Consider the following 22,668-nt stretch of genomic DNA (forward strand, 5'->3'; position numbering starts at 1 on the left):
TTAACTCCGCAGTTGATATAATAATGGATGTTAACCCAATAGTTATAATGGCAACAAACCTACATTTTGCTCACCATACAATGATAGATCCAAGATCCGAAGCTATTCAAATCGTTGGCCGATTCAGAAAGGGAGTTAACAAAATATATGCGGTAACCAATTTCTCTGAATCACTTAATGCTAAAAGACCTGAACAATGTATTAGTTTCCTTGATGGATGCGAACAGAGTTATAATGATATTAAGCTTCTGAGGCAATCTACCAATGATGAAGGTGCCATTCAAACATTGGATGAAGCCTTAAATTTAGTCACGTATTCCAATTTTATAAACAAGGATGGCTCAAAAAACCATTTTATGGTTGATCACTTTCTCTATGATCAAAGTGTAAGAATGATATTTCAGTCTTCTGACAATTATAAGGCAGCTTATAAAAATAATTACTTCAAGCCGATTATTACCCAAGAGTTTTATCATCAAATCGCCGATGCTGATTACAAAGTGGCACCCAATGGTATCTCAATGAAAAATTTAGTAATTAGTATTATTGATACCAAAAAAAAAAAAAGCAAAGGAATCAGCTTCAATGTATTTAATAGATAACAGGGACATTATACTTAATGAAATACAGAAGTGTTATCCAGACATTTATGAAGCATATTTTGTTTTAGGTGAAGAAGAATTACTGAAAATAGGATACTCCCGTAAGAAAATAATTGCAGCTACAAATGCAAAAAAAAACTTACAGAGAAGAAATCTAACTTTAACTTTATCCATGATTTAGATGAAGCGTTTGCTAATGATTTTGAAGCCACAACCGATGTTCTAAAATTTATGTTAGCGAAAATTATTGATAAAAACGAACTGTCGCTGAAGCCTACAATCAAACTTTTGGAAGAATATTTTGAATTAGGGCCACGGACTACACTAAAGTCTTATCCTGATAAAAAGGGATATAAAATACTCCGGGCCAAATTTAATAGAAAAAAAAAAAGTAAGACAGTAATTTATTGTATCTAACCCCAGATAAATTCGTGTCTGAAAGTTCTTCCTTAAACAGAAGAACTTTTTTTTTTTTTTATTTCTTATAATCTACCAAAAATATTTTTTTTGAAAATTTCTGGGGCATTTCCTCTCAAATCCTCTATCATCTAAGACCCCTTACATTATCTGGATGGGAAACGATTGCCTATTAGAAAAGACAAACCTCAGTTAAGAACAAGGCACGTCAATCGGACTGCATCTTTTCTTTTATAATAGATAAAACTCACCCGGATAGAATCCTAAAACCACTTAATAGACATACGCGACAAATTCATTCATAGAAATACGCAAGTCTAATCCATCCATTTTCCTTCCCGCAATACAACATATATAATCCACTAATAATTCATTAAACCCAATTAAAAGCAAGCTCTGAAATCTCAGGGCATTATATCGTTATGTCAAAAAAAAAAAACACAGTCAGTAACCAAATTACAAACCCTTAAAACCCAAGATGAAATGACCGTAATTGCACCAAGCGAAGAAACAATTCTCGTACAGAACTTAGAATTAAGAAATGAAAATGTTGAAAAAGCATATTACAACATTGTTAAACACACTAAAGAGCTACTAACAGCATTTGAAACGCTGAAATACCGGATTTCGGTAACTGTGGATCATACGCAGTCTGGTAAGGAAACCAAACTTATAAATGAATGGCTATGCTTCTTTTATAACTATACCCTAACCATGAACAGATTTGGATACAAGATGATTTACGTATCCTATGATGAAGACGCTCTAACACGCTTCGGAGATAAGCTATTCAACAGAATGCTACGGATTGTATTTAAATGTACCAATCTGGAATCCTCAGATATTAATATTGAGAATTGCATTAGAATAGATCATTCCGCTACAGATATTCAGCCTTTCTTTATTAACAGGTTATTCAATCAAGAAAAGGATTATGTGACTGTGACAACAGAAGAAAGAGTTCCTTCTTAAACGGCAAACGGCAATGAGTTGCGCTATAGTTTCATTCTTCTTTATATCTTTACGAGAAATAAAAACGGAGGAAGAAACCAGTGAGTTAAACTATTACTAAGAATTTACTTTATTTAAAATATAGCGTTAGCTATCAGTCTTTGCCTAAGAAATCTGGAAAATTTACAAGCACAAGGACAGATAAGTTTAATGCCTGCGCAATAGCGTGGGCTTAGCTTGTTTGTTGCATGGGCTTTTCCAGAGCCTCTTAGGACAGACATAGTTAGGTTCCACGCTATTTTGTTTACTAATTGGCCATATAGGAACATTATTGGCTCTCAAACCTAAATGAAGTTCGTAAGAAGCATTTTATCTCTAATAGGATTCTATCTATTATTCTGGATAGCAAAGTCCATCTATTATTCATTCCTCACCGAAGACGTTAAAATTGATACTATTACTAAAGTTGAATGGTGGATTGCAGGAATATCGGCTGTCATTGTGATTTTTATTAACTCAGCTATAATCAATGACAAAGACGAACAGCCCTTCTCTCCTGCTACAATAGTACTTGTATTAACTTTCTTTGCAACTTTTCTGCCCTTCTCATGGGGTTTCGTTGTCCTCTACAATATAGGAATCATTGGAAGCATCATTTGGTCTATTTATCAAAAACAATAAGCCCTATATATGCGACATTACTATAGAACAGCAATTAAAGATGGTTACAAAGGATGGGAAATATTCATATCAAAGGGATACAGCTATAGTAATGATCTTAAGGTCACTATAAGCCCAGGAGTTCAAATGGATAAAACGGTAACTCAACATTTGTCTCAGGTTGATAGTATGAAATTCAACATGCAGTTACAGAATAAGAGAGTAAAACACAGCCATGAACTTAGAATACAGGCTACAAAGACATTATTCATATTCCAATTTGTAACGCCTTGGATTCGTGCCAGAGAAAAGGCTAAAAAATTCATAGATAGCCGATTAGGGAATTTCAATCTACAGAAATTCATCTACGCACCTTAAAATCATTGTATAATTAATCACTAATAAATAATCTCAGTAAATGAAAACAACGAACATGTTAATGTTAATGGCGGTGCTTGCACTAAGCTCTTGTAAGAAGAATGGTAATAATGAACCTGAGAAGGTTTCTGGTAACTGTAAAATTGTGTCAATCAAAGAAGATAATGAACCTGCCACCACCTACAGTTACAATGCTTATGGTAAAGTTTCTAATGTGGCTAACCTTTATGGATTTGGAACTGGTGAATTTGCTTACCAAACTGGTAAGGTTAATTTTACTGATGCTAAAGGGACAGATAACAAATCCTTCAATGTTGATGCTTCTGGTCGTATAATCTCTGATGAATTTGATACTTATAAATATAATTCTGATGGTTACCTAATTGAGAAAACTGGTAAATCAAGCACTACACCTGAGTTTGTCTTATCATATAATAATGGTAATATGGTAAAAGTGGTTACTGATGGGACAGAAACGGCAAACATACATATTATGATGAGGATGAAGCTTCTCAGAATCTATTAGGCTATGAAAATGCTATTTATAGCAGCTTAATATTCAACCTGCATACGTTCTCAAATTTAACGGCAACATTTACTGGTAAGCCTTCTAAGAATTTTGTTAAAACTATTGCAATGCAGAGAACTGAGCAGGGTAAACTTCAACAGTTCAAGGAAACTTATGTTTATAAAAAAGATCAGGATGGAAAAATAATCTCATTGGTTATTACAAGAGAAGCTCCGGCTGGTTATGGCGCGGGTGTGAATACTATTAACTTCACATACGAATGCCAATAACCTATACAAACATATTACATAACACACCAAGATTAGAGCCGCATTTGTGGCTCTTTTCATTTAAACTTGTTACCTATAGTAATTGAGCAAGAGCCTTTGGAGGCATCAGATAACCTTCTTACCACCCACTAGACAAATGAGTGTAATTATTAGAAATGAAATGCTAAGTGCACTGGTAATTAACCAATGGATAAAATTCATTCAAATAAAACAGATTATGTTGATTCGTTGTTTATATTTGATACATAGCCAAATAGATTGACATTTACCGGACATCCACATGCTAACGAACAAGAAATACAAATCTGATAAGATAGTCATACCCTTAATTGTTTTACTAGGGATTGCTTCTATTGTAATCTATGTTACATCAAATAATAAGATCCTGTTATTAGTTTCTATAATTGCATTCATCACCACAATGCTTGGGGTGCCCATTTATCGAAGTTTTTTAGAAGATAATTGGAAAGGAGTTTTATACAATGCGATTGCTTTACTGCTATTATACTCCTATCTGATAATTTCAGCTCTGTATTTAAATCCCATAAAATTATGAAAGAGTGGCATATCAAATCACATAACATTCTATTGTCTGTGGATGGTGAGAATACAAACTCACTACAATTCAATGGGATTTGGATTAAATTTATGGAACAAGGCAGATCGATTATCACCCAAACGCATCAATGCGCATATATCGACACCGTAACAGCACGTGGTGAGCAAGGCCGGATACATTCTGGAGAGACTACCAGATCTGACGGAAGGATGGAGGAGATTAGCGGTAAGTTGAGAACAACAAACTCACCAACTCAACGAGATTCTCTAATGAATTTAAGCCGTGTTCAGAATTTGTTCCCTCAGGGAGTTCGTAACTTCAATAACCTGATCTACAATATAAAATCTTATAACAAAGCTCATTTTAACGAACAGAAGAATTACTACGCAGACCGTAAAGGCTTTGGTAAAAAGTATCTTGATGGTACTTTTACCGCTGCAACAACAGGCCCATTCCTGGGAAGTACGTTTCAAGCCGCTGCACTTCCAATTAAGGTATTTGCTCGAATTGGTACAGGCGTTGATTTTATGAATATGCTTAGTGAGGCATCTTTTAGTAATCTTTATGAGAATCTCGTTAGTCAATCCACCAAGAAGCCAGTTATTATACTGGATTTCGATTTCGATAAGGAGAACGACAGCCTAAGAGATTCAACTGGTCATGTAATTCGTGCCTTCAGCCGGAATATTATAAGTAAGCATAATGAAGTTATTTCTGACGACAATATCTTTCAAGCCATGTATCATGGTGTCTCTGGATATATAGATGGTTACATTAAACGAGCTAAGAGCTTACAATAATGAATAGCATTCCCAAAGCCATCCCTTCCACAGAAAAGCGGCTTAAGCCGTGAAAGGGATGGATTGGTCATTCGGTTATATTATAAAGTTCTTGCGGTGGTATTAAACCTGTGCCAGTACGGACTATTCGTTCTATCATTCTGGTTGTGGATTAACAAAGCTAGTCGCCGGAAAATCGGTATTCGTAACTACTAAGCTTTTGCATAAAAATCGCCAGATTTGCAATCTGTCATTCTTTATGCTGAAAGCAAGCGGCGTTACTCATAAAAAGCTTCTTATCTTCATTAAAGTCTTTACTTCGTTACGTCTTTAATAAATCTAATACTTTTTTCAGTTCAGCACCTACGCTCACCTACGTTCTCACTCAGGCTTCACAACTGTTATGATATTTGAGTCAAATATCTCACCAGTTGCTCGTGTTAAAACAAAGTCAATTGACGCACTTTGTGCTACCCCAATTGACACCTTCGATCAGTTCGCAGGCGGTGAGCATAAAGTTGTATTTTGTATTATTTGTGTTATTCTTGGAGAAGAAAGGGCATTCAACTTCGACAGTTCTACTATTAGTTTGCTAATAAATCAGTAATGGAATTATGGATTAGCCGTGAATTTGAATCGATGAATCATTGCAGTCTAGCACGACAATATGAATCCATATATCGGCCAATGATTAAAACCGAGAAACCATATTGCATGCACGACTAATATATTAACAAAACATTTCTGTTTGCATTTAAACTGGTTACTATTAATTTTCTTTACCACTAAGTATAAAGATAAGCCTATATTTGGGACTAGTGTCATAACCGTGGGCCGCCACCAACAGCCCTGTATTATGTTATACTGTGTAAAAATCTAACAAAATCTAAATTAAGATGTTACCATCTATCATAAAAAACAAAGTAAAAGAATTGTGGAAACAATTTTGGAGTGGAGGAATTAGCAACCCTTTGAATGCTATTGAACAAATCACTTATTTATTGTTTCTGAAGCAACTTGATGAAAATGATGAAATAAAAATAATTAATGCAAAACAGGTTGGTCAAAAAAATATAAATCAATATTTGATGGGGCAATTGAAGAGAAACGAGAAGATGGAACAATCTTAAAGACTATTCAAAAGTCATCATTAAGGTGGCGTAATTTTACAAAGCTTCCCGAAGAAACAATGTTTAATGTTGTTGGAACGCAGGTGTTCCCATTCATAAAAAGCTTAAATGGCTTAAATTCGCATTTTACTAGGCATATGAGCAATGCCCATTTTTTAATTCCCAGCTCAAGATTATTGTCTGAGGCTGTTAAGACAATTGACCAAATATATGAAGAGTTAAATAAGCAGAAGCGTTTTTTGGATGGATGCCCAAGGAGACTTTTATGAGGAGTTGCTAGATGAACTAAAAACCTCCGGCAAAAATGGTCAATTTAGGACTCCGACACATATCATTGAGTTGATAGTTGAATTAATTCAACCGAAGTTGGGACAAAAGATTGCGGATCCAGCGTGTGGAACTTCTGGTTTTCTAATTGCAGGCTACAAATATATTTTGACAAGTCAAACTAGCAAAAAGTATCTTCAACCTGATGATAACGGATTTGTTAGAGGTACAATGGCGGATAAATTAAAAAAAAAACATCCGATCGCGAATTATTGGAGGAAAATACTTTTTTTGGTTTTGACATTGACCCAACAATGATACGGATTGGATTAATGAATCTAATGATGCACGGAATAAGTCAGCCGAAGATAGATTATACAGACACTTTAAGTAAAAAATTATAATGAGGACAATTTTTATGATGTTGTCCTTGCGAACCCTCCTTTCACCGGTAGTATTGATAAGGGAGACCTAAAAAATCATTTACGGTCAATACAAATAAAAGCGAACTCCTATTTTTGGAAAGAATATATAAAATGCTTAATCACGGTGGAAAGGCTGGTGTAATTATTCCGCAGGGAGTTTTGTTCGGCTCTGGTACAGCCTTTATAGATATAAGAAAGATTTTAGTCGATCATTGTAACTTGGAAGCCGTAATAAGTATGCCTAGTGGGGTCTTCAAGCCTTATGCTGGAGTCGCTACTGCCATTCTCATTTTCACAAAAGGTACTATATCGAATAACGTGTGGTTCTATGACATGAAAAGCGATGGGAGAAGTTTAGATGACAAAAGAGCTGAGTTAAGAGATGAGAAGGGCAAAAGAGATTTTGGAGACTTACACAAAATAATACACGAATTCAGATCTGACAATAAAAAAATAACAAGGGATGATCAACATTTTCTTGTTCCTGTTGAAGAAATTAGAGCAAATGGCTATGAATTATCCTTTAACCAATATAAAGCAGACACATTCGGGATTATCTTTATGAGGATCCTAAAATACTTTTAGGCAAACTCATGACCCTTGAAAAAGAAATCTCTGATGAAATGAAATCGCTAAATAAAATACTAAGATGAAATCCAATTTTCCAATAGTAAAACTCGGTAGTTACATCGATGAGCTTTCTGTTAGAAATAACAAAAATAGGATCGATCAAGTTTTCTCGATTACAAATTCAGAAGGGTTTGTCAAATCCACGGATTTTTTTGATAAAGAAGTATTTAGTAAAAATATAAGCAATTACAAAATAGTACTTCCCAGCCAATTTGCATACAATCCATCCCGTATTAATGTTGGATCTATAGATTACCTTAGAGAAGACTTCCCAGTAGTCGTCAGTCCACTATATGCTGTGTATCAATGCCACCCAGAACTTACACAATCATATTTATTAAATTTCCTCAAAAGTCCCATGGGAAATATTCAGATAAGGAATAAAACTCGTGGAGCGGTTAGAGATAATTTAACCTTTGATCGATTAAAGGATATTGATATTCCGCTACCTTCGATACCAAATCAAATCAAAATAGCATTATTGCTATCTAAAATAGAAAATTTAATTAAGAAGAGACGGAATGCCATCCTAATAGCTGATGATTTTTTGAAAAGTCAATTCAACAAATTGTTTGGGGATCCTATTAAAAATGAAATGGGTTGGGAAAGTGATTATCTCGAAAACCTCGTCGCACCTACCTGCCCTGTTGCATATGGTATTGTTCAACCAGGAGACGAGGTTCATGGTGGAATTCCAATTGTTAGACCAGTTGACTTACATAAAAGGTTTATTGATCGCGTAGGTTTAAAAAAAATTGATCCAGTCGTGTCTAAAAAGTATAGTAGAACAGTATTAAAAGGTAATGAAATCCTTATGTCTGTTCGTGGTGTAACTGGAAATATGGCATTCGCAACAGAAGATTTAAATGGCTGCAATGTTTCAAGAGGCATTGTTCCACTGTGGTTCGATGGAACATTCAGTAAACTATTTGCATATAATCTGCTAAAAACAAAAGCATTTCACAATGAAGTCCAGAGGCTTACTTATGGAGTTGCATTGCAGCAAATTAATTTAGTAAGCTTACGAAAAATCAAGTTAATTAAGCCGCCGAAACAATTACAAGCGGACTTTGAATCTTATGCCATAAAATTAGAATCCATTAGAAGGAAACACGAGCTGTCATTACAGTATTTAGAATCTCTGTTTATAAATGTAAGTACTCTAGCTTTCAATGGTGATTTGAAACTTGATAAAGTTCTAATTGATCACATTGAACCACGTACAGAAATTGCTTTAAATTATAGCAATCTAGTTTTATCCAAATACGAGGATAATACCTTTAAAAAGGATATTTTTGATGAGGTAATAAACCGTGATTTTAAAGTTAACTCTTTTACTTTTGAAGAATTAGCAGAGAATATTCAGTCGAGCTTAGGAGATGAAGAATATGATTATAATTTAATTAAGGAGCGCATTTTTGATGCCTTAAGAGGAAAAGGCAATATTAAACTTGTACAAAAATTTAATAGGGACTTGAACAAAATCATGCTTAAATTAGAAAAATGAAATTAATACGGTTGAAGATTCTAGCACCCTTTAGAAGCTTAAATGCTGGATTTGAAGTTAATTTTATTGAGCATTTACAGGAAGGGAAATTCAAGTTTGCGCCATATTGTCTAATCGGGAGAAATGGAAGTGGTAAATCTAATATCTTGGAAGCTTTAGCGGCTATCTTTTACCATTTAGAATGTACTAACCTAAAAAATCTACCCACAAGTTTTGTTTATGAAAAAGATGACAATCCTAATGGCTTTTCAAGTGACAAAGCAACAATTGACGAATTTGAATTAGAATATTATTTTCCTGTTGAGAGGTCGGTTAAAATTTTGCATCAACCAGAGATGGTTCATATCCTGATAAAAAAAGAAAAAGAAAAATCTCCGCAGATATTTAGAGTTTACAAAAAAATCACACAGGGAGACCTGAAAATGTTCTATTGACATCTTTAGAGTCGAAACAATTTTTTTCCTGATTATATTTTGGCGTACTCATCTGGAGAAAATGAAATATTAAGTCTTCCATTTTTCAAAATGCGTTTTATCAACTACGATGAGTATGAGCAGGCTCTTAGAGATGAGTTGCCTTACGTACAACCGGAGGGAAGGCTAATATACTTTGATAATAATTTTAGCCAAGCAGTATTTCTTACAAACTATTTAATGCAACCTACGAAAGTTTTGGAACCTATTCACAGGACTTTAGGGATTAAGGGAATATTACAGTTTCGAATAATAATTCGATTAAATGAAATAAGACAATTTTATGTACCGCTAGAATATGGTGCTGAGTCAATGAATGCATCTATACAAGATAGTGAAATAAAAACTGTTAGCTTAAGCTCCAAACTGGAGGGTTTAATTACAACTTTAAAGAACTGCTCAACTTCATGGGATAACTCTGAGGGGGTTCTTTTGCTAGATATTGTGTAAGTGAAGAGACTAAAGAGGCATTCAAAGCTAATTTTGATAATGATGAAATTAAGTTATTCCAATCATTTCAAATATTACTCACCTTAAATTTATTTGATGTAAGTTTCGATTTAAAAAAGGAATTGTACGAAAGTAATAGCCTTTATGTCAATGAGACTGTTCCTATTCTAGCATCTGATAAAAGAATAATGAGATTTAAGGATCTAGAAATTGAGACTGTTTTAAAAAAAAAAGAATATCTATAATAAATCTTTATCAGATGGCGAGCATCAATTTCTTCATGCCATGGGTATATGTCTCCTATTCAGGAATTCCAATTCATTATTTTTAATGGATGAACCTGAGACACACTTTAATCCCGATTGGAGGTCAAAGTTCATCAGTACTTTGAAAGACTGTTTAGACCAGAAGAACCAGACTTATCTGTCTGAACTGCTAATTACGTCTCATTCTCCCTTCATTGTGTCAGATTGTTTTCAAGAAAATGTTCTAATTCAAAAGTCAAAAGCATAAATTTGGTTCAAAAAATGTATCAAGACCTGATTTCAATACATTTGGAGCATCAGTAAACCTATTGACACACAAGTTGTTTCAAAAGGATGAGACGATCTCAGAAATAGCTAACATGGAACTTAAGAAGATACTGAAAAATTATAAAGCCAAGAAGGTTACCGCTGCTGAAAGTATATTTAAAGCAAACGAATTAGGTGATTCAATAGAAAAGCTTATTGTAATTAATGAGATCAAGCATATTGAACTAGAAAGCAAATCTAAAAAGATGAAATAATGCTCTACCACTATAAATCTGTCAAACACGATTTCCAGAAATTTCATACTTATATCGAACATCTGGTACTTAAGGTCTGGTGTAATCCAACTGGAAACTATTCTATTAGTAAGTTGCACCCCGACTTCATTCCAATTGTCGAGGGGCTAAATCCAAAATATCTTAAAAAACCTATTCATGAAATTTATAAGATATGTAAAAATCTAACTGCTGCTCAGAGAGGGCTATTGATTAATGGTTTTAATAATAATAATTCAATTGAAGATTTATGTAAGGGGATCGGGACACCATTGTTATATGGCCAAATTGGTCTCTTCAGTATTCCTTTACAACGTAAGTTGAATCTGTTTTTTAAAAATATTTATTCTATAGTGCCACAGAGGTCTCCCTTTAAAGTTGTTTGTGGAAATCTTGATGATTATTATGATGATCTTGTTGGGCTTAACGAGAAGTGCCCCTTTTGTGGTATTGCTGACATTTTAGGATCTGGGCATTCAAAAAGAGATGCTTTAGATCATTATCTTCCAAAAGATTCATATCCATTTAACTCTGTTAACCCTAATAATCTAGCACCTATTTGCAGAACATGTAATGAATCCTACAAAGGAGTTTCAAGTCCCATTCAAGATAGTTCAGGAACCAAAAGAAAGGCATTCTACCCATTCGCTAGTAAGAGTTATAAATTAAAGATCAAAGTGGATTTATAAAACCCACCATATCAAAACTTACAAAACAGGATGTAAAAATCACTATTACCAACGTTGGTTATACCGAAGAAATAGACACATGGAAGAAACTATTTGGTATTGAGGAAAGGTACAAAATGAAATTGATTAGTAAGGACGCTATAGTGTGGCTCGACACTATGCTTATAGATTTCAAGCTTAATCCGAAAACGAAGAACAAAAGTTACAAAGAAAAAATTAAGTACTTTGAAGGGAATCCAATTGCAGATAATAATTTCCTTAAGGTCCCTTATTTTAAGGCTTGTGTAAAAATTGGAATTTTATCATTGTAAATAATGACTCCACCGGGCTAAGGCTTGTTACTTCAGTAGGTTTAAAGAAAGCAATACATGCAAATTGATTGAAGCCCGGAGGTTATTAAAATTGCTAACTAATGAAATAAGAAATTCTTCAATTTTAGCAACATGAATTAAGAGCGAAAGTTTAAAGTGTTGTTGTGCTAAACAGTGCTGGTCCAAAGAGATGACGGCGAAAGGGGTATTGACTAACACAAACGTATTTACTGCGAATACTATAATGAGACTAAATTCGAAACAGTAAATTATAATGAAGATATGATTAAAAGGGCATAAGTGATTTGTAAATTACTCCACAAAGGTAAGGCTTGTCCCTTCAACACGTTTCAAGAAATTCCGGCATAAATACTCAAAATGGCCTTTGCGCTCATTGTCCATTTATTCCGTTGCTTCTTGACTTAGTTGAGTTGAAAGCTTGGTTGGGTATCCATAATTAATTAAAATCATATGGTATTACAATCAAAATTATTCAAAGTTGCAGAAGTGCAGATCAGTTACAATCTAAAGTTTAAGGTTTCAGAAAGGCCGCAAATAAGAGGCTGTGAGGATGCCTACGGAGTGTTAATACAGCAATTGAGTAAAGACAGAATCGAGTACTTAGAAGAGTTTAAAATCATCCTCGTAAATAGGAGAAACAGAGTGTTAGGTCTGGTTGACATTTCACAAGGTGGAATACATGGAACACTAGCTGATCCAAAAGTGGTATTTGCAGTTGCATTAAAAGCGGGTGCTAGTGGAATTATACTCGCACATAATCATCCTAGTGGAGAACTGGAACCGGGAGTCGAAGACATTGAAGTCACAAATAAATTGAAAGAAGGAGCTAAAATACTTGATATGGAGATTTTAGATCACTTGATCATTAGCAAAAATGGATACTATAGCTTCCAGGAGAATGGGATATTATAAAGTATCATAACTTCGCAATTAATTAATCAAATTTATAACATGGTTAATTGCTGTTGTATTTGAAACGGATGAAGGTAAAGCGACAACCAAACCGACAACCGAGGTAAATGAGTGATGGCTTAAAGTGTTAAAAGGTCCCGTAGTTCAACGGATAGAATAGAAGTTTCCTAAACTTTAGATATGAGTTCGATTCTCGTCGGGACCACAAAAAGGGTGAAATAATGTAATAATTATTTCGCCCTTTTAGTTTGTTGTACAACTTTTTTTGCGGGGTTGGACAAAAAATAATTTCTCTGACTCCATTTTGGTAATTTAAAACCTTCTATCAGGCAATTGAATATCAGAACATTTGTATCTGGCATAAAATCTTTGTCTTAACTGAACTTAATACAGGTTCTCTATTTGGTATAAAGCAGTATTCATTGTTTTTTGCTGAAATTCACAAGCGTATCGTCAACCAGTTGAGAGATTTTTAAAAAATTGGAGGCAAGTTTTAATACCTCATGTTTAAAATTATCAGCATCAGTCTTTACCCAGCCTTCCATTAATGTTAAGGGGCCGAATTTTAGGCTAACATTTGGCCACTGGTTTTCAAGCGGTTTAAAGTAAGAACGGAATAACTCCGCAAATTTTTTGCTTTCTATCTTATAGCCACGAAGCTCTCTTAATTTAAGTGCGTGGATGTTATAAAATATTTTTTGCTCGTTGTGTACATCATCACTCATCCAAATAGAAAAGAATATCCTGGACCGCGCTGTCAGGGGCTCCTCATGTAAATTAGCCCAGGATCTTTTATAGAGCTTTAAAGCGACACAATTCAGGACTTCGACTACAGCAACTTCAATACGGGTTTCTTTTAGTAGTTTTTGGTCAAGGTGATTTGCAGTTTCCTGGAATAATTTTAAATAATTAGCTGACTCGATCATAAATGGTTTTCTGATAAAAAATCGATTAAATTTCTATTTCCTCTATTGTCGATTTTCCTAATTTAAAATTAATTGTAAAATCTTCTTTTATATAAAATGAGATCGTCCAATCAGGGCTAAGCAAAAGCAAGTTAAGGCTAATTCTCTTAAGAATGGGGTAAGTCTCTGTAAAAGAGATCAAAAATCTGGATTTGAGACGAGGGAATTTATCATATAATTCGAGGATTGCCTAAATTATTCTTCAACTGAATGCCGGCGAATTCAGCTGAGGGTTTCCCGGCTAAGGCCTAAATGGATGCGGAGTAATAAAAATTCTTAACTCACTGTCCACTCATTTTTGGTAACTCCAAACTATTATATTGTAGGATAATATGTAAGTATTGACTTTAGTAATGCACTAATCCCAGAATATATTCAATCTTAAAGGATCATTTGTTGAGAGCAGAACACAAATAATCAAAAAGGCTTTAATCTGTCCAGACTTTAAATGGATAGATAGATCCGGCAAGACTTAATTAATGAGTTTTAATGACTTTTTCTCGTCCGAGAGCGATGAATGTTCCGTATATTCATGAGTTAAGTTAGCTGTGAGTTAAAAAGAATAAATAAACTCAAAATTATGAAAAACTTTTATCTATACTTTGCATGCATTTTAATTTCAGCCCAAATGAATTTATCTGCTCAAAATCTAAAAAAAAGAAAGACAATTATACTTATGTAGTAAGAGAAGAAAAAGGCGACTTAAATAATGACGGTAAAAGAGACAAAATAATGGTAAAAATGGACACAATAGGTGAAACAAGACCATTAATATTGCAAATTTTTTTTCTATCTCAGCCAAATGGAAAATTAACTTTAGCTGTATCTTCAACTAAAATAATTGAACCACAATATCCTGCTGAAAACCATGGAAAAACATAGTGAATTCCAAATTCCAAATTTTTTTATTGAAAAAGGGATTTTAAGAATGTGGAGTGAAATTGAAAGGGGAAATATTACATGCGATTTCAAATATCACAATGGCAATTTTGAATTAATTAAGGTGGAAAAGTTTACCAATAATGCAACAGAAGGATATATTAACGAATATACAATATTTACGGAAACTAAATTTAACTTAATCACGGGGCTCAGAACCGAAACTGATGATAGCTTATCATCAGGGAAAATATTAAATAAAAGAAAAAAAATAGTTTTAATTAGACCCTTGCCTAAAATACAGGATTTCAAGTTTTCCGATAAAAAATTATATTAAAAGTACCGAACGGCTAATATCAGCTTGACAATATGGCTTGGTGTGGTGCTAAATTCAATTTGAAATAGTTATTAATTCGACAAGTGCCATTCCAAACCAAAGGAGGTTCTGTTTTTAGTGTTTTTGATGGCTACTAAAAACAAGCTTGCTTTTAGTAATGAATGTTAAGTCATATCAAAAGTTTGAAGTTTATGAAAGGAAAACTAGTCGTATTAATCGTTTTAACCTTTTTGAGTTGTAATTCTGCAACTAAAGATCAGGAAAAGAAAATCATTGGTAATTGGGTTGGAGAAATAAAGCTTCCTAAAACGGGTAAATACATCGGGAAAATGTATTTACAGTTCACCCAAAAAGGTGAGTTTTTCCAAAAAACAGGAGAAGGAAGCGAACAGGTTGTTTCAAAAATGACTTATAAACTTAGGAGGGATAAAATTTTTTACAAAGGGAAAGCAACCTCAAATGAAGAATTCGGTTCCAATTATTCTTTTAAGGGGGGATACTTTAGTTGTTGAATCTGAGGGCGAAAAGGCTGAATATGTAAGAATTAAATAGAATTTGATTAGTATTTATCTATTTTGATATATTAATAAGTAATTAATAGGTATATTCATATAACTTATTAATCCTAAATATAAACAAATGAAAAAAAAATATTAATCAGAACATTGCTGGTGTCAATGTTTTTAAGCTTCTCGATTTTACCTTCGTTTGCAAAAACAGTAACTCCTGTTCATAGCAATCAAAAAGCAAATGCTTACTTAGGTTACCTTTACCAGGGTCAGTATACCATTTACATTTATGGGGATCTTCAGACGGGCAGAGTCTCATCTGCTAATATTATCGTGACTGCTACTGGTCAGGAGATTATAGTTGCTGATATACAAAATGGAGGTGTTAGTGAAAGTGGTGGAGTGGTTCGCGTAAATATAAAAATCACTACCACAGATGGGACTCTGATCAGGGTAGGTGGAACACTTACTAAATAATCGAGCTTTAGAAATAAGTTTGATCCTCATCAGAACCATAACAAAAAAGCCACTCTAAAAGTGGCTTTTTTGTTAATTACTTGGATGGCTTAATTAACGGATTAGAAGAATGAGAAATTATAGAGTTGCCATATCAATAACGAATCTATAACGAACATCTCCTTTAAGCATCCTTTTGTAAGATGCAGTGATATCCTTAATGTCAATAACCTCAACATCAGAAACAATATCATGCTCTGCACAGAAATCAAGCATTTCCTGAGTTTCAGCTATACCTCCGATACCTGAGCCTGCAACACTTTTGCGTCCACCCAATAAAGAGAATGGCTGAATTGCGTAAGCTTCTGAAGGTACACCTACACAAATATGCGTCCCATTAGTTCTCAATAAGGAAATGTACATATCCATATCATGCACAGCAGATACCGTGTCTAAAATAAAGTCAAATGAGCCTTTTACTGCCTCAAGTTGCGCTGGATCTGAAGTCACTACAAAGTGATGTGCACCTAATGCTTTTGCGGCTTCTTCTTTTGAAGGAGAAGTGCTTAATACGGTTACTTCTGCACCAAAAGCTACACCAAACTTAACGCCCATGTGACCAAGGCCCTAAACCTAAAACAGCAAGTTTATGTCCTTTACCAACTTTCCAGTGGCGTAAAGGTGAGTATGTAGTAATACCTGCGCAAAGTAATGGTGCTGTTGCTGCCAGAGATAATTTTTCCGAAATGTGCAAGACAAATTCTTCGCGGACAACAATTGTATTGGAGTAACCTCCGTAGGTTGGTACGCCAGATCTGTCATTATTATTATAGGTCTGTGTACTGCCCTCGAGGCAATATTGTTCCAGCCCATCCTTACAGTTCTCACAAATCTGACAAGAATCGACCATACAGCCAACGCCAGCAAGTTCTCCAACGCTGAATTTCTTCACGTGATCACCAACTTTAACAATTTTACCTACAATCTCATGTCCGGGTACCATTGGGAATATACCAGGGAACCAATCGTTTTTAATCTGGTGAAGGTCAGAGTGACAAACACCACAATATGATATTTCAATCTGGACGTCGTGTGCTCCGACTTCTCTGTGTTCAAAATTCCAGAGCTAAATCTGTTTGAGCATCTTGTGCTGCATATCCTTTGGCTTGTATCATGGTTGAAATCTTATGTTTTATATGACACAAATGTATGGTCTGTAGTTTGAACTATAATTGCAAGATTCAAACCAATAATTATACTTTTCAAAGAGTTTTTCGAAAGCTCATTGGAGTAAGACCAACATGTTTTTGAAAAAAAAATTATTAAAATATGAAGCATAATCAAAGCCAAGGCTGCGCGCTATTTCTGCTACATGCCAATCGGTATGTGTTAATAAGGATCGTGCTTCGGCAAGTATTCTATTGTTAATGTGATGGGTGGTCGGCCTGCCTGTTATTTCACTTACTGCTGCATTTAAATGGTTAACATGAACAGCTAGCAGATCAGCATAATCACTCGCCTTTTTGAGTATAAGGGTGTATTGCTGGGAGTCTACCGGGAATTGTTTCTCTAATAGTTCCAAAAATAGTTTTGCAATGCGTGATGCCGCTTTCTGTGGTGAAAAATAGGCGATTGCAGGTTGCATTTTAATTGCTTCGTGAATGATGAGGTTCAGGTAGTTACGGATAAGATCATGTTTGTAAATGTATTCGCCCGCCTGTTCCTGTTTCATTCTGTCAAAGATACTATTGATATAATCGGCCTGCTGATCATTCAGGAAATAAATGGGATCACCGCCTGCTTTAAATAAGTTTGATTCTTCAAGGTTATGTATGCGCCCGTTTTCCTGAAGAAACTCCTTTGTAAATACACAAAAGTGCCCTACTGAGGTCTCTGGATTGCCTTCCCATGAATAAGGGATCATAGGGGTGGTGAATACTAGTGCCGGGCCGTTGATCTCAATAGCTCTGTTGGGATAATAAAGGACACTGTTGCCTTCCAGTGTTAGTGTGATTTTATAAAAATCACGACGGTTATATGAAGCCAGGCTACAGTTGGCCGTGCACGTGTCAGCTACCCTGAATTGTGTGCGCTCAGTATTTATGTTTTGCAGATATTGATCTGTGATGATGCCTGTTTCCTCTGGTAAGCTCATAGACAAAGTTAAATATTTCAAAGAGAAAATATCTGGGCTTAATCAGCCGTGTTTAGTTTAGGCTCTTAATGATTTTAGCTGCATTCGTATTGTTTGGATCAAGTTTGAACGATAGTAAGTAGTTTATTTTAGCTTGGTTTTTATCTCCGGCAGCCAGATAAGCCTCCCCAAGACTATCGTAAACATCCCCGCTATTAGGATATAGTATTGCATTTACTTTGAAAATATCTATGGCCTTTTTGACTTCCCTGGTTTTTAAAAAAATCTGTAACCTAGTCTGTTGATGTAAGCCTGGCTTAGTGCAAAATGTTCCGGACTCTCAGTTTTTGCCTGCTTGTAGGCTGACAATGCTTTTTCAAACTGGCCATCCAGTATGAATTCAAAAGGAACTTTTTCTTCAGCTTTTAACTCTGGATTTATAAAAGAAACAGAATCGGTACTCAAAACAGAAGCCAGATACCTGATGTGATCAGAAGATTATGAACGATTTTAGTCTGTGTTTCCCAATTTCGTAATGCATAAGTGTTTGCTGCAACTTTGAATAGTTCTTCAGGTTCTTCTGCATTTTTTTGAAGGAAGAGCCTTTCTCCATCGGCATAGATTTTTATTAACTCATATTTATCTGACCGGTACCTGCCGCCATTATTCTCTATATCAGCGGCCGTAATCTCTATCTTCTTATAAATGGGTAATACATAGTTGGGCCAGTTATAACTGATCGCTACAGAACGGATTAATTCTTCAATAAGCATTGGCTGATTCCCATTTGTAAGTATTGCCACGCCATAGCCTTTATCTTTATGGGCAATTATCTTACTTGAAAAACCTTCGTTCCACCCTCCATGGTTGAAATAAATATCCTGTTGCTTCTTCTCAAGAAAAATTCCCAAACCTTCAAAAGGTTCAATTAATGGACTGGTCATTTTATCCGCCATCTGCTGAGTCAGTACTTTTTTGCTTTGTCCCTTTACGGTTAATTGTAATTGTACGTCAATTGCAAATTTTGCAAGATCTTCAGCTGTAGTCCAGAGGCCGGCAGGAGCCATTTCGGGATAGGTATGTCTTTTCCCGGGAGTCTGTTTGCCATCAGGCAGATAGCCTGTTGCTGCCCATTTCAATTTATCTGCTGGTAAAGGTTGGCTATAGGTGCTATTTTTCATTTCAAGCGGGCCCAGTACCAGCTCTTGCATGATGTCTGGAAATGGTTTGCCTTCAATATCGATCAGCATCTGCTGTGCAATACAATACCCTCCTCCTGAATAGCTAAAAGTACCCCTGGTTCTTTATATACCCGGATCGCTCCTGAGTTGGCTGGAGTAGCTCCATTAAGTACCTGAAGTAGCGTAGGAACCTTATCGGAAATTGCATAACCTGCGAAACCCGATGCTGTGAGCCCTGCGCTGTGGCTAAGAATGTATTTCAGAGAGACTTTCTTTTTTGCTGTAAATTCATTTTCCGGGAGCTTCCATGATTTAAGATATGAATTTACATCTTCATCCAGATTGATTTTTCCTCTTTCGACCTCCTTTAGCGCTGCATAAGCACTTACTGGCTTACTGATGGAAGCTGCCTGAAAGAGTGTTTGATCCGTGACCGGTCTTTTAGTTTCTCTGTCAGTTACTCCATAACTTTTGACCCATATTATTTTTGAATCTTTTATGACTGCTATACTAAGACCAGGAACACCATAATGTTTCATCCGGTCTTCAATAGTCCATACAGAATCCCCTTCAAAACGTACAGGAGGTACTAAGCCTGATTCAACTTTTCTTATTTCTGCTTTAGTTATATTGTCAGTTTGAGCCGAAATATTCTGGCAGTATAAGGAAGCAATTAAAAATAGGATGCCTATAGACGCTTTGTTTTTCATAATTCTAATTAATTGAGAGAATTTATGAAAATGAAGATAGTTAATTGTTAATTAAATGAGGAATGAAACAAGAAGTGTTGCCTGTGATTAAACTATCATCTTCGCGAATGCCATACCTGAGGGTTGCTGGCCAATAATCCAGGAGCCGATAATCGGGATTTTATTTTCGAACCTTGGGATGTTAAATGTTTTTTGGCAGATGAAACCCTCTTTACCATATATGCCTTTGGTTTCCTCTATGATCTGCCCATTCTTAACTATACTGATATTGGCCCCTTCTCTGGAGTAAATAGGTTTTTTTACATAATCCTTTAAGTTGTTTTCTTCTTCAAAATAACACTCCAGGATGTAAGGGCAATTTGGAAATAATTTCCATAATACTGGCATCAGCGCTTTGTTGGAAAGGAGCATTTTCCAGGCTGGTTCTATCCAGTATACTTCTGGATTTAGCAGTAGCTGATCAAAGAAAGGCTCATTAACCATCCATTCCCAGGGATAAAGTTTAAAGATGTTCTTAATCTCCTGATCTTCTAAATCTATAAACTCACATTCTTCCTGATTCCATCCGATATCATCAATAAAAATGAGTTTTGTCGATATTCCAGCTTGTATTGCACAGTCTCTCATGTACTCTACGGTAGTTAAATCTTCCAGAGATTGTTTGACGCAGGCAAAGTGTAAAATTCCCTCATGCAGATAGGGCTTTAAGTATCTCCAGTAATCAATAAGACGTTCATGTACGGAATTGAACTGATCTTTATGTGATGCAAAATCCTGTAGCCAAAACCACTGTACAATTCCAGCCTCAAATAAAGACGTTGGAGTATCAGCATTAAATTCAAATAACTTTAAGTCATTTCCATCAAACCCGAAATCAAAACGTCCATAGATAGCAGGGACATCGTCATTCCAGCTTTTTTCTATAATTGCTATTGCTTTCTCAGGGATGGCAAATTTATGATATAGTTTGTTGTCTATAATATACTGTACGGCTTCAAGGCACATGCCCCAAAGTTCGGCTGTAGCAGTTTCGATTTTATTGACTTCCGAAAGTGAAAATTCGTAATAAGCCTTTTCATCCCAATAAGGAACATCCAAAGTATGGAAGCCCAAAGCCTATTTTTTTCTACTGAAGCCTGCCAGTTATTTCTGGGTGTAACGGTATGTCTTTGCATTATGATGAAACCGAGAATGAATGTGAACCTCCAAATCCGCCTCTTATTGTTGCGCCTTTCATTGCTGATCTGCCAATGTTTGAACGTTCAGAGATTGAAGAAGAATAATAGCCTGAATGGTGATATCTGCCACCGTAAAACATGCCGTATGGTCTGAATGCGTAGTACCATAGGAATGGTGAAAGATGCATGCCCTGGGTATGTGTGTAATTCGCTGTAGTATCAGAACGCATATAGACTTCATTAGAATCCCAGTCTGGCTTGGGCTTGCTGCAGGAAGCGAGGGCTGCGGTAACGAGTACGAGGGTTACTACCTTTGATTTCTTCATATTAGTTTACTGTAATAAAGATCTGGTAGTTTTTTTTAACCTTTATAGTAGAGTCCTGACCAGAACTGTTCTCTCCTTGTTCATCTGATATTCCCAGTGCTGGTATGGTGTCCAGCCGGATCACTCTTTTAACATCCTTGTTTTTGACCCAGAATATGTTTTCAGTTTTCATTACATCAAGTGAATCGGTTAGATGTGCGATGTGCACTTTAGTTTCTACCGAACCATTCTTATCTACCGCTTTGACTTTGTCATCATTTTCTTCCTTACATGCCATTAGCGACAAGATAAGGATGGAGAGTACCAATTTTTTCATGCGTTCTATTTGAGCAGTTATTATTGGAAAGATAAGAAAACTTAGTGCGATAAGAAAAATTAGATGATGGATTAATTCCTAACAGAAAAAATGGCCTTTCTAATTTAGAAAGGCCATTTTTTCTGAGCTTTTAAAAGCTTTCTCCTTTAAATAAAGAGTTTATGGTAATGTCTTTAATTTTTGCTAACCACAGTCAAGACATTTCCATTCTACAACGCCGTCGCCTGTTCCAAAGCGCTGCATAGTGAATTTTTCAATGTCAATTAAGAATCCAATCCCATTTTCATTGGCATTTTGTAGTACAGCATCCGTGACAATCGGAATCGGCACATTCGTCATAAACTTTGACGTCAAGTTGCTTACTTCCTTGTCTTATTCTCAGCGTTTTTAATTTATACTTACCAGCATCTTTGGAATGAATAGAAGCGATATCATGTGATTTTACCCAGCTTAATGGCTGAACGCCATTTAAAAATGCGAACTGACCGGCCCATAGGCAGCCATTGTAACCATCCGGGCTGCATTCTTCACTGCCGGGAGCCGGATAGGACTCGAAATTAGTAAGGTTAGCCTTACGCCACACATCGGGAGCGGCATTCACATTTTTTGTGGAAGCATCTGGTGATTCCGGACTTTGAACTTCACTTTCTTTTTTACAGGAAGCAAGCATCATCATGCCTGCCAGGATGAAAAGGGCAGTCTTAGCCCTTAACAACGTAGAAATTGTTAGGTTTTTCATAGTTTTTAGTTAGATTGTTGTAAATCAGTTATTTGGTAATGTATTTTAAATATAATTATTTTTTTAAGATTAAAATACAATATTTAAAATTTATATTATTTAATAATAAATGGAGTTATTTTTTGTATATTTGATATATAACGAATGCTATTTCTTTAGAAATTTATAAATATG

General features: G+C 35.3%; 29 protein-coding genes, 1 tRNA gene and 2 pseudogenes. 22 read left to right on the forward strand and 10 right to left on the reverse strand.

Annotated elements, in window-relative coordinates; genetic code table 11:
• The first annotated feature begins 23 nt into the window (after positions 1–23).
• The 18 genes and pseudogenes from ACWYN3_RS29575 (at position 24) to ACWYN3_RS29660 (ending at position 12,969) form a co-directional block, all read left to right on the forward strand.
• A complete protein-coding gene (locus ACWYN3_RS29575; protein ID WP_456217515.1) occupies positions 24–602 on the forward strand; it encodes a hypothetical protein in 579 nt (192 codons plus the stop codon).
• 900 nt (positions 603–1,502) lie between these two features.
• Positions 1,503–1,991: a hypothetical protein gene (locus tag ACWYN3_RS29580; protein WP_456217516.1), complete on the forward strand. Its 489-nt coding sequence runs from the start codon at positions 1,503–1,505 to the stop codon at positions 1,989–1,991.
• 669 nt (positions 1,992–2,660) lie between these two features.
• Complete coding sequence (locus ACWYN3_RS29585) at positions 2,661–3,008, forward strand: hypothetical protein (protein ID WP_456217517.1); 348 nt, start codon at positions 2,661–2,663, stop codon at positions 3,006–3,008.
• Between the two features lie 40 nt (positions 3,009–3,048).
• Positions 3,049–3,534 (forward strand): hypothetical protein, encoded by a 486-nt coding sequence (locus ACWYN3_RS29590; protein ID WP_456217518.1) that lies wholly within the window; start codon positions 3,049–3,051, stop codon positions 3,532–3,534.
• Between the two features lie 110 nt (positions 3,535–3,644).
• Positions 3,645–3,806, forward strand: a complete 162-nt coding sequence (locus ACWYN3_RS29595) for a hypothetical protein (RefSeq protein ID WP_456217519.1) — start codon at positions 3,645–3,647, stop codon at positions 3,804–3,806.
• Between the two features lie 588 nt (positions 3,807–4,394).
• Complete coding sequence (locus ACWYN3_RS29600; protein ID WP_456217520.1) at positions 4,395–5,165, forward strand: hypothetical protein; 771 nt, start codon at positions 4,395–4,397, stop codon at positions 5,163–5,165.
• 382 nt (positions 5,166–5,547) lie between these two features.
• Complete coding sequence (locus ACWYN3_RS29605; RefSeq protein ID WP_456217521.1) at positions 5,548–5,751, forward strand: hypothetical protein; 204 nt, start codon at positions 5,548–5,550, stop codon at positions 5,749–5,751.
• 289 nt (positions 5,752–6,040) lie between these two features.
• Positions 6,041–6,274, forward strand: coding sequence for a type I restriction-modification system subunit M N-terminal domain-containing protein (locus ACWYN3_RS29610; RefSeq protein WP_456217522.1), 234 nt, complete (start codon positions 6,041–6,043; stop codon positions 6,272–6,274).
• Positions 6,275–6,517: 243 nt separating this feature from the next.
• A complete protein-coding gene (locus ACWYN3_RS29615) occupies positions 6,518–6,859 on the forward strand; it encodes an N-6 DNA methylase (RefSeq protein WP_456217523.1) in 342 nt (113 codons plus the stop codon).
• A pseudogene (locus ACWYN3_RS29620) lies at positions 6,856–7,551 on the forward strand (HsdM family class I SAM-dependent methyltransferase). Before ACWYN3_RS29615 ends, ACWYN3_RS29620 begins: the two are co-directional and overlap by 4 nt.
• A gap of 64 nt (positions 7,552–7,615) precedes the next feature.
• Positions 7,616–9,103, forward strand: coding sequence for a restriction endonuclease subunit S (locus ACWYN3_RS29625; RefSeq protein ID WP_456217524.1), 1,488 nt, complete (start codon positions 7,616–7,618; stop codon positions 9,101–9,103).
• Positions 9,100–9,537, forward strand: coding sequence for an AAA family ATPase (locus ACWYN3_RS29630; RefSeq protein WP_456217525.1), 438 nt, complete (start codon positions 9,100–9,102; stop codon positions 9,535–9,537). Before ACWYN3_RS29625 ends, ACWYN3_RS29630 begins: the two co-directional genes overlap by 4 nt.
• A 39-nt stretch (positions 9,538–9,576) precedes the next feature.
• Positions 9,577–10,026 (forward strand): hypothetical protein, encoded by a 450-nt coding sequence (locus tag ACWYN3_RS29635; protein WP_456217526.1) that lies wholly within the window; start codon positions 9,577–9,579, stop codon positions 10,024–10,026.
• Positions 10,027–10,263: 237 nt separating this feature from the next.
• Complete coding sequence (locus ACWYN3_RS29640; RefSeq protein ID WP_456223196.1) at positions 10,264–10,539, forward strand: AAA family ATPase; 276 nt, start codon at positions 10,264–10,266, stop codon at positions 10,537–10,539.
• 61 nt (positions 10,540–10,600) lie between these two features.
• On the forward strand, positions 10,601–10,813 hold the full coding sequence (locus ACWYN3_RS29645; RefSeq protein WP_456217527.1) for a hypothetical protein: 213 nt from the start codon (positions 10,601–10,603) through the stop codon (positions 10,811–10,813).
• Entirely contained in the window at positions 10,813–11,520 is a 708-nt protein-coding gene (locus ACWYN3_RS29650) for a hypothetical protein (protein ID WP_456217528.1), read from the forward strand. Before ACWYN3_RS29645 ends, ACWYN3_RS29650 begins: the two co-directional genes overlap by 1 nt.
• Positions 11,521–12,302: 782 nt before the next feature.
• Complete coding sequence (locus tag ACWYN3_RS29655) at positions 12,303–12,764, forward strand: JAB domain-containing protein (RefSeq protein ID WP_456217529.1); 462 nt, start codon at positions 12,303–12,305, stop codon at positions 12,762–12,764.
• 133 nt (positions 12,765–12,897) lie between these two features.
• Positions 12,898–12,969, forward strand: a tRNA-Arg gene (locus tag ACWYN3_RS29660).
• Between the two features lie 214 nt (positions 12,970–13,183).
• On the opposite strand, the gene ACWYN3_RS29665 is transcribed toward ACWYN3_RS29660, so the two are convergent.
• The gene (locus tag ACWYN3_RS29665; RefSeq protein ID WP_456217530.1) at positions 13,184–13,690 is read right to left on the reverse strand and encodes a hypothetical protein; all 507 of its coding nucleotides are present in this window, start codon (positions 13,688–13,690) and stop codon (positions 13,184–13,186) included.
• Positions 13,691–14,335: 645 nt separating this feature from the next.
• Between ACWYN3_RS29665 and ACWYN3_RS29670 the strand changes: the two genes are divergently transcribed.
• The 4 genes from ACWYN3_RS29670 (at position 14,336) to ACWYN3_RS29685 (ending at position 15,931) form a co-directional block, all read left to right on the forward strand.
• Positions 14,336–14,611: a hypothetical protein gene (locus ACWYN3_RS29670; RefSeq protein WP_456217531.1), complete on the forward strand. Its 276-nt coding sequence runs from the start codon at positions 14,336–14,338 to the stop codon at positions 14,609–14,611.
• Positions 14,598–14,945: a hypothetical protein gene (locus ACWYN3_RS29675; protein WP_456217532.1), complete on the forward strand. Its 348-nt coding sequence runs from the start codon at positions 14,598–14,600 to the stop codon at positions 14,943–14,945. Before ACWYN3_RS29670 ends, ACWYN3_RS29675 begins: the two co-directional genes overlap by 14 nt.
• Positions 14,946–15,136: 191 nt before the next feature.
• Complete coding sequence (locus ACWYN3_RS29680) at positions 15,137–15,457, forward strand: hypothetical protein (RefSeq protein WP_456217533.1); 321 nt, start codon at positions 15,137–15,139, stop codon at positions 15,455–15,457.
• 165 nt (positions 15,458–15,622) lie between these two features.
• A complete protein-coding gene (locus ACWYN3_RS29685) occupies positions 15,623–15,931 on the forward strand; it encodes a hypothetical protein (RefSeq protein WP_456217534.1) in 309 nt (102 codons plus the stop codon).
• 117 nt (positions 15,932–16,048) lie between these two features.
• On the opposite strand, the pseudogene ACWYN3_RS29690 reads toward ACWYN3_RS29685, so the two are convergent.
• The 9 genes and pseudogenes from ACWYN3_RS29690 to ACWYN3_RS29730 form a co-directional block, all read right to left on the reverse strand.
• Positions 16,049–17,085: pseudogene (locus ACWYN3_RS29690) on the reverse strand (NAD(P)-dependent alcohol dehydrogenase).
• Positions 17,086–17,192: 107 nt separating this feature from the next.
• A complete protein-coding gene (locus ACWYN3_RS29695) occupies positions 17,193–18,065 on the reverse strand; it encodes a helix-turn-helix domain-containing protein (protein ID WP_456217535.1) in 873 nt (290 codons plus the stop codon).
• Between the two features lie 255 nt (positions 18,066–18,320).
• Complete coding sequence (locus ACWYN3_RS29700) at positions 18,321–18,509, reverse strand: hypothetical protein (protein WP_456217536.1); 189 nt, start codon at positions 18,507–18,509, stop codon at positions 18,321–18,323.
• The gene (locus ACWYN3_RS29705; protein ID WP_456217537.1) at positions 18,506–19,294 is read right to left on the reverse strand and encodes a serine hydrolase domain-containing protein; all 789 of its coding nucleotides are present in this window, start codon (positions 19,292–19,294) and stop codon (positions 18,506–18,508) included. Before ACWYN3_RS29705 ends, ACWYN3_RS29700 begins: the two co-directional genes overlap by 4 nt.
• On the reverse strand, positions 19,288–19,935 hold the full coding sequence (locus tag ACWYN3_RS29710) for a serine hydrolase domain-containing protein (RefSeq protein WP_456217538.1): 648 nt from the start codon (positions 19,933–19,935) through the stop codon (positions 19,288–19,290). Before ACWYN3_RS29710 ends, ACWYN3_RS29705 begins: the two co-directional genes overlap by 7 nt.
• A gap of 87 nt (positions 19,936–20,022) precedes the next feature.
• Positions 20,023–21,048 carry a glutathionylspermidine synthase family protein gene (locus ACWYN3_RS29715; protein ID WP_456217539.1) on the reverse strand — a complete coding sequence of 342 codons (1,026 nt, stop codon included), beginning with the start codon at positions 21,046–21,048 and terminating at the stop codon, positions 20,023–20,025.
• 61 nt (positions 21,049–21,109) lie between these two features.
• Entirely contained in the window at positions 21,110–21,439 is a 330-nt protein-coding gene (locus tag ACWYN3_RS29720) for a hypothetical protein (protein ID WP_456217540.1), read from the reverse strand.
• Position 21,440: 1 nt separating this feature from the next.
• Positions 21,441–21,755: a hypothetical protein gene (locus ACWYN3_RS29725; protein WP_456217541.1), complete on the reverse strand. Its 315-nt coding sequence runs from the start codon at positions 21,753–21,755 to the stop codon at positions 21,441–21,443.
• 283 nt (positions 21,756–22,038) lie between these two features.
• Positions 22,039–22,494, reverse strand: a complete 456-nt coding sequence (locus ACWYN3_RS29730) for a hypothetical protein (protein WP_456217542.1) — start codon at positions 22,492–22,494, stop codon at positions 22,039–22,041.
• Between the last annotated feature and the right edge of the window lie 174 nt (positions 22,495–22,668).

The organism is Pedobacter sp. NJ-S-72 (genome assembly GCF_053890575.1).